Raw genomic sequence first — 6,470 nt, 5'->3', positions numbered from 1 at the left:
GAGAGCGTCGGGCTCGTCGGCGAGTCCGGGTCCGGCAAGAGCACGACATCGCGGATGATCTGCCGCCTGATCGACCCGAGCGAAGGCGACATCGTGTTCGACGGGCAGTCGATCGGGCACGTGGCGTCGCGCGATTTTCATCGCTCGCCGCTGCGCAAAGACATCCAGATGGTCTTCCAGGATCCGAACGAGAGCCTCAATCCGCGTTTCACCGCCTTCGACTGCATCGCTCATCCCCTGCTGCGGCTCGGCGGCATGCGGGCCGGTGATGCGCTGCGCCAACGGGTCGAAGAATGCGCCGATCGCGTCGGGCTGCCGCTGGATTTGCTGCCGCGCGTTCCGCACCAGCTCTCGGGCGGGCAGAAGGCCCGCGTCGGCATCGCCCGTGCCATTGCCTGCCGTCCGCGGCTCCTAGTGCTGGACGAGCCGACCGCCGCGCTCGACGTGTCCGTGCAGGCGGTGGTGTTGCAGCTGCTCGACCGGCTCAGGCGCGAGAACGACATCGCCTTGCTGTTCGTCAGCCACGATCTCAACGTGGTGCGCATGCTCTGCGACCGCACCATCGTGCTGCGCAATGGCGGCATCGTAGAGCAGGGCGAGAGCCGGGCGCTGTTCGACAATCCGAAGACCGATTACACGCGCAAGCTGGTCGAGGCGATCCCGCATATCGAGACGGGACCGGCGCTGGCGGCCGCGCTCTGAAGCCGGGGCCGGTCAGAAGGCAGGCAATCGCATACGGGAGCGATATCGCCTGTGGCCATCCTTCGAGACGCCCGCCGTTGGCGGGCTCTCAGGATGAGGACGGAGTGCGTTGCGCTCGCTTCAATGAGCACCGATGCCGTTTAGCCTCATCCTGAGGGCCCGCCGCAGGCGGGCGTCTCGAAGGACGAGGCGCGCGCTCAGCTCGCGCCAAGCGCCATATGCAATTGCCCTTGGTCAAGAAGGGGGCGAAATCCGGCTGGCGACGCCGCATTTAGTGGCATACCATTTGCTTGCAAGTGGGCTCGGCTTCACTCACCCCATTTGCCAATGAAAAGCTGGCATCACGGCAATACCGGAGGACTTCATGGATCGCAGGACCGTATTGAAGGGACTGGCAGGCGCGGGCGGTCTGGCATTGACCGGCCTCGCGGCTCCGGCGATCGCACAAGGCGCATCCGCACGCACCCTGCGCTTCGTTCCGCAGGCCAATCTCGCCAATTTCGACCCGATCTGGGGCACGCAATATGTCGTGCGCAACGCCGCCGCGATGGTCTGGGACACGCTGTACGGCATCGACGCGCAGCTTAAGCCGCAGCGGCAGATGGTCGAATCCGAGCAGATGTCGGACGACGGCACGACCTGGACCTTCAAACTGCGCCCGGGCCTCAAGTTCCATGACGGCGAACCGGTGCTGAGCAAGGACGTCGTCGCGAGCCTGACGCGCTGGTCGGCGCGCGATCCCATGGGATTGATGATCAAGGCGCTGCAGCAGGAGCTCACGGCCGTCGACGACCGCACCTTTAAATGGGTGCTCAAGCAGCCCTTCCCGAAGATGCTTTACGCGCTGGCCAAGAACAATTCGCCGTGCGGCTTCATCATGCCGGAGCGCATCGCGCAGACCGATCCGTTCAAGCAGATCACCGACTATGTCGGCTCGGGGCCGATGAAGTTCGCCAAAGGCGAGTGGGTGCCCGGCGCCAAGGCGGTGTTCGAGAAATTTGCCGATTACGTACCGCGGCAGGAGAAGGCCTCCTGGCTCGCCGGCGGCAAGCAGATCCTGGTCGATCGCATCGAGTGGATCGTGATGCCGGATCCGGCCACGGCTGCCGCGGCGTTGCAGAACGGCGAAGTCGATTGGTGGGAAAACCCGATTGCGGATCTCGTTCCGGTCCTGAAGAAGAACAAGAACATCAGCGTCGACATCGGCGATCCCCTCGGCAATATCGGCTCGTTCCGCATGAACCATCTGTTCGCGCCTTTCAACGACGTGCGGGCGCGGCGCGCGGTGCTGATGGCGCTCAGCCAGGAAGACTACATGCGCGCGATCGTCGGCGACGACAACGCGCTCTGGAAGCCGCTGCCCGGCTTCTTCACGCCTGATACGCCGCTTTACAGCGAGATGGGCGGGGAGATCCTGAAAGGCAAGCGCGATCTCGATGCGGCCAAGAAACTGCTCGCCGAGAGCGGCTATTCCGGCCAGCCGGTGACGTGCCTCGTGGCGCAGGACCAGCCGATCACCAAGGCGCAGGGCGATGTCACCGCCGACCTCTTGAAGAAGCTCGGCATGAACGTCGACTTCGTCGCCACCGACTGGGGCACGGTCGGCTCGCGCCGCGCGCAGAAGACCCCGCCCGGGCAGGGCGGCTGGAACATGTTCCACACCTGGCACGCCGGCGCCGACTGCATCAATCCGGCACCGTACACCGCCGTTCGCGCCAACGGCGACAAGGCCTGGTTCGGCTGGCCCAACAGCCCCGGCACCGAGAAGGAGGTTGCGTCCTGGTTTGAGGCCAAGAACCTCGACGAGGAGAAGGCCGCCATCGGCCGCCTCAACAAGGCGGCGCTCGACGACGTCGTCTACGCGCCGACAGGCTTCTTCCTGAGCTACACCGCGTGGCGTAAGAACGTCTCCGGCATCACCAAGGGACCGCTGCCGTTCTTCTGGGGCGTGTCCAAGTCGGCATGATCGTGCGCTGAGGCCAGATGCTCTCCTACATCCTTCGCCGTATCGCCGCGACCTTGCCGGTCATGGCCATCGTCGCGCTGTTCGTGTTCAGCCTGCTCTACATCGCGCCGGGTGATCCCGCCGTGGTGATCGCGGGCGATCAGGCCAGTCCTGAGGATGTGGAGCGCATCCGGCAGAGCCTTGGGCTGGACCGGCCGTTCCTGGTCCAGTTCGGAGGCTGGGTCTGGCGCATTCTGCACGGCGATCTCGGCACCTCGATCTTCACCAACCTGCCGGTGTCGGCGATGATCGGGCAGCGTCTCGGGCCGACCTTGTCGCTGATGATCGTCACCCTGCTGCTCACCATTGTGGTGGCGGTGCCGCTCGGCGTGGTGGCGGCATGGAAGGCCGGCAGCCTGATCGACCGCGTGATCATGGGCTTTGCGGTGTTCGGCTTCTCGCTGCCCGTGTTCGTGGTCGGCTACATGCTCGCCTACATCTTTGCCCTCGAGTTGGAATGGCTGCCGGTGCAGGGCTACACGCCGCTCAGCCAGGGCTTCTGGCCATGGCTGGAGAATCTGATCCTGCCGTCGATCGCGCTCGGCTGCGTCTACATCGCGCTGGTTGCCCGCATCACCCGCGCCTCCATGCTCGAAGTGCTGCAGCAGGACTACATCCGCACCGCCAAGGCCAAGGGCCTCGGCCAGGGCGGCATCCTGTTCATTCATGCGCTGAAGAACGCGGCGGTGCCGATCGTCACCGTGATCGGGATCGGCATCGCGCTCCTGATCGGGGGCGCGGTCGTGACCGAGAGCGTGTTCGCGATCCCCGGCCTCGGCCGCCTGACCATCGATGCGATCCTGCGCCGCGATTATCCGGTGATCCAGGGCATCGTGCTGCTGTTCAGCTTCGTCTACGTCCTCGTCAATCTGATGATCGACGTCGTCTACACGCTCGTTGACCCGAGGATCCGCTATTGACCGACACCACCATCAATCCGCAATCGCTTCCGGCCGGCCTCGCCGTCGCGCCGCAGCTGCCCGACATCCTGAGGCCGGTCGCGATCCGGCGCGGCCTGGTGGGCTTGTTGCGCGGCCATCCGACGGTTGCGATCGGCGGTGCGCTGCTGCTGACGCTGGTCCTGATCGCGGTCTTCGCCCCCTATCTCGGCACGGTCGACCCGACCGCGCTCGCGCCGGCCAAGCGCACGCGCGCGCCGTCGGCCGATTTCTGGTTCGGCACCGACGTGCTCGGCCGCGACATCTATTCGCGCGTGCTTTACGGCGCGCGGGTTTCGCTCACGGTCGGCCTGTCGGTCGCGATCTTCGCGTCCGCCGCCGGCCTTGCCATCGGCATGGTCTCCGGCTTCATCCGCTGGGCCGACGGCATCCTGATGCGGTTCATGGACGGCTTGATGTCGATCCCGCCGATCCTGCTCGCCATTGCGTTGATGGCGCTGACCCGCGGCAGCGTCGGCAACGTCATCCTGGCGATCACCGTTGCCGAGATCCCGCGTGTCTCGCGCCTCGTCCGCAGCGTGGTGCTGTCGCTGCGCGAGCAGCCTTATGTCGACGCGGCGGTCGCCTGCGGCACGCGCACGCCGATGATCATCCTGCGCCATATCCTGCCGAACACGGTTGCACCCATGCTGGTGCAGGCGACCTATATCTGCGCCAGCGCCATGATCACGGAGGCGATCCTCTCCTTCATCGGCGCCGGCACACCGCCCACCATTCCCTCCTGGGGCAACATCATGGCGGAGGGCCGGGCGCTGTGGCAGGTCAAGCCCTACATCGTGTTCTTCCCAGCGGCGTTCCTGTCCGTCACCGTGCTCGCCGTGAACCTGCTCGGCGACGGCCTTCGCGATGCGCTCGACCCGCGCATGGCCAAAAGTCTCTGACGGATCGGGGCTGATCGCGATGGCTTTGCTCGAAGTCGAGAACCTCCAGACCCATTTTCGCACCCCGGGCGGCATCAACCGGGCGGTCGACGGCGTATCTTTTCACGTCGACGAAGGCGAGACGCTGGCCATCGTCGGCGAGTCCGGCTGCGGCAAGTCGGTGACGTCGATGTCCCTGATGCGGCTGATTCCGGAGCCGCCGGGCCGGATCGCAGGCAGCATCCGCTTTGCGGGCAAGGACCTGCTGCAACTTGCCGATCGCGAGATGCGCGCGATCCGCGGCAACGACATCTCGATGATTTTCCAGGAGCCGATGACGAGCCTCAATCCGGTGCTCACGGTCGGCCGCCAGATTCGCGAGACCTTGATGATCCACCAGGGCCTCGACAAGCAGGCCGCCGAAGCGCACGCGATCGAGATGCTGACGCTGGTCGGTATTCCCGAGCCGAAGCGGCGTGTGCGCGAATATCCGCACCAGCTGTCCGGCGGCATGCGCCAGCGCGTCATGATCGCCATCGCGCTGGCCTGCAATCCGAAGCTTCTGATCGCGGACGAGCCGACCACCGCGCTCGACGTGACGATCCAGGCCCAGATCCTCAAGCTGATGCTGGACCTCAAGCGCCGGGTCGGCGCCGCCATCATCCTGATCACCCACGATCTCGGCGTCGTCGCCGAGATCGCCGAACGCGTCATGGTGATGTATGCCGGCCGCAAGGTCGAGGAGGCGCCGGTCGCGGAGCTGTTCCGCTCGCCGCGCCATCCCTATACGCAGGGTCTGCTTGGTGCGGTCCCGCGGCTCGGCTCGTCACTGACGGGGACCGCAAGGCGGCTTGCCGAGATTCCCGGACAGGTGCCGGACCTCCGCAAGCCCATCGTCGGCTGCGTCTTTGCCGGGCGCTGTGCACTTGCGACCGATCTCTGCCGGCAATATGCGCCGGGCCTTGAAGAGAAGGGGCCGCGCCACATCGCCGCCTGTCACTATTCGGCCAAGGGAGCCGTCGCGGCATGAGTCCTCCGCTGCTCCAGGTCAACGACCTCAAGAAGCATTTTCCGGTCAAGACCGGCCTTTTCAACCGCAAGTCCGAATTCGTCTATGCGGTCGACGGCGTGTCGTTCGAGATCGCCCGTGGCGAGACCCTGTCGCTGGTCGGGGAGTCCGGCTGCGGCAAGTCGACGGTCGGCCGTGCCGTCCTGCGGCTGTTCGAGATCACCTCGGGTCAGGTCATCCTCGACGGCCAGCGGATCGACGATGCCACACCAGGCACGATGCGCCAGATGCGTCGCCGTGTGCAGGTGGTGTTCCAGGATCCGTTCTCGAGCCTCAATCCGCGCATGCGCGTGCGCGACATCCTGGCCGAGCCGATCCGCAATTTCGGCCTTGCCAAGTCGGCGGAAGACCTCGAGGTGCGCGTCACATCGCTGATGGACACCGTGCGCCTGCCGCGCGAGGCGTTGAACCGCAGGCCGCACGAATTCTCCGGCGGCCAGCGCCAGCGCATCGGCATTGCGCGGGCGCTCGCGGCCGAGCCCGAGTTGATCGTGTGCGACGAGGCGGTCTCCGCGCTCGACGTCTCGGTCAAGGCGCAGATCGTCAATCTGCTCCAGGATCTGCAAAGCGAGTTCGGCCTTGCGCTGCTGTTCATCAGCCACGACCTCGCCATCGTCGAGCACATGACCCATCGCGTTGCAGTGATGTATCTCGGCAAGATCGTCGAGGTGGCACCGCGCCGGGAAATCTTCGCCGCGCCGAGACATCCCTATACCAAGGCGCTGCTCTCGGCGGTGCCGCTGCCGGAGCCCGGCGCCCAGCGCAATCCCATTATCCTCAAGGGCGACGTACCCAGCCCGATCAATCCGCCCAGCGGCTGCCGCTTCCACACCCGCTGTCCCTTCGTCTTCGACCGCTGCCGGACCGAGGAGCCG

At 65.8% G+C, this 6,470-nt stretch carries 6 protein-coding genes; all 6 read left to right on the top strand.

All coding sequences use genetic code 11. The features are described 5' to 3' along the window. On the top strand, nucleotides 1-702 hold a 702-nt coding region (locus tag JHD07_RS23315; RefSeq protein WP_291626288.1), incomplete at its 5' end, for an ATP-binding cassette domain-containing protein. A 364-nt stretch (nucleotides 703-1,066) separates the two neighbouring features. Further along, nucleotides 1,067-2,668: an ABC transporter substrate-binding protein gene (locus JHD07_RS23310; RefSeq protein WP_291626286.1), complete on the top strand. Its 1,602-nt coding sequence runs from the start codon at nucleotides 1,067-1,069 to the stop codon at nucleotides 2,666-2,668. A 17-nt stretch (nucleotides 2,669-2,685) separates the two neighbouring features. Then, the gene (locus tag JHD07_RS23305) at nucleotides 2,686-3,627 is read left to right on the top strand and encodes an ABC transporter permease (RefSeq protein ID WP_291626284.1); all 942 of its coding nucleotides are present in this window, start codon (nucleotides 2,686-2,688) and stop codon (nucleotides 3,625-3,627) included. Further along, nucleotides 3,624-4,547 (top strand): ABC transporter permease, encoded by a 924-nt coding sequence (locus tag JHD07_RS23300; protein WP_291626282.1) that lies wholly within the window; start codon nucleotides 3,624-3,626, stop codon nucleotides 4,545-4,547. The genes JHD07_RS23305 and JHD07_RS23300 overlap by 4 nt, the downstream gene beginning before the upstream one ends. A gap of 19 nt (nucleotides 4,548-4,566) precedes the next feature. Beyond that, nucleotides 4,567-5,556, top strand: a complete 990-nt coding sequence (locus JHD07_RS23295) for an ABC transporter ATP-binding protein (protein ID WP_291626279.1) — start codon at nucleotides 4,567-4,569, stop codon at nucleotides 5,554-5,556. Continuing rightward, a partial coding sequence (locus tag JHD07_RS23290) for an oligopeptide/dipeptide ABC transporter ATP-binding protein (RefSeq protein ID WP_291626277.1) occupies nucleotides 5,553-6,470 on the top strand: 918 nt, incomplete at its 3' end. The genes JHD07_RS23295 and JHD07_RS23290, both read left to right, overlap by 4 nt.

The sequence above is a fragment of the Bradyrhizobium sp. genome (assembly GCF_016462955.1).
GTDB lineage: Bacteria > Pseudomonadota > Alphaproteobacteria > Rhizobiales > Xanthobacteraceae > Bradyrhizobium.
Note: the sequence above shows the minus strand (reverse complement) of the source record. Positions and strands in the feature narration are given on the sequence as shown.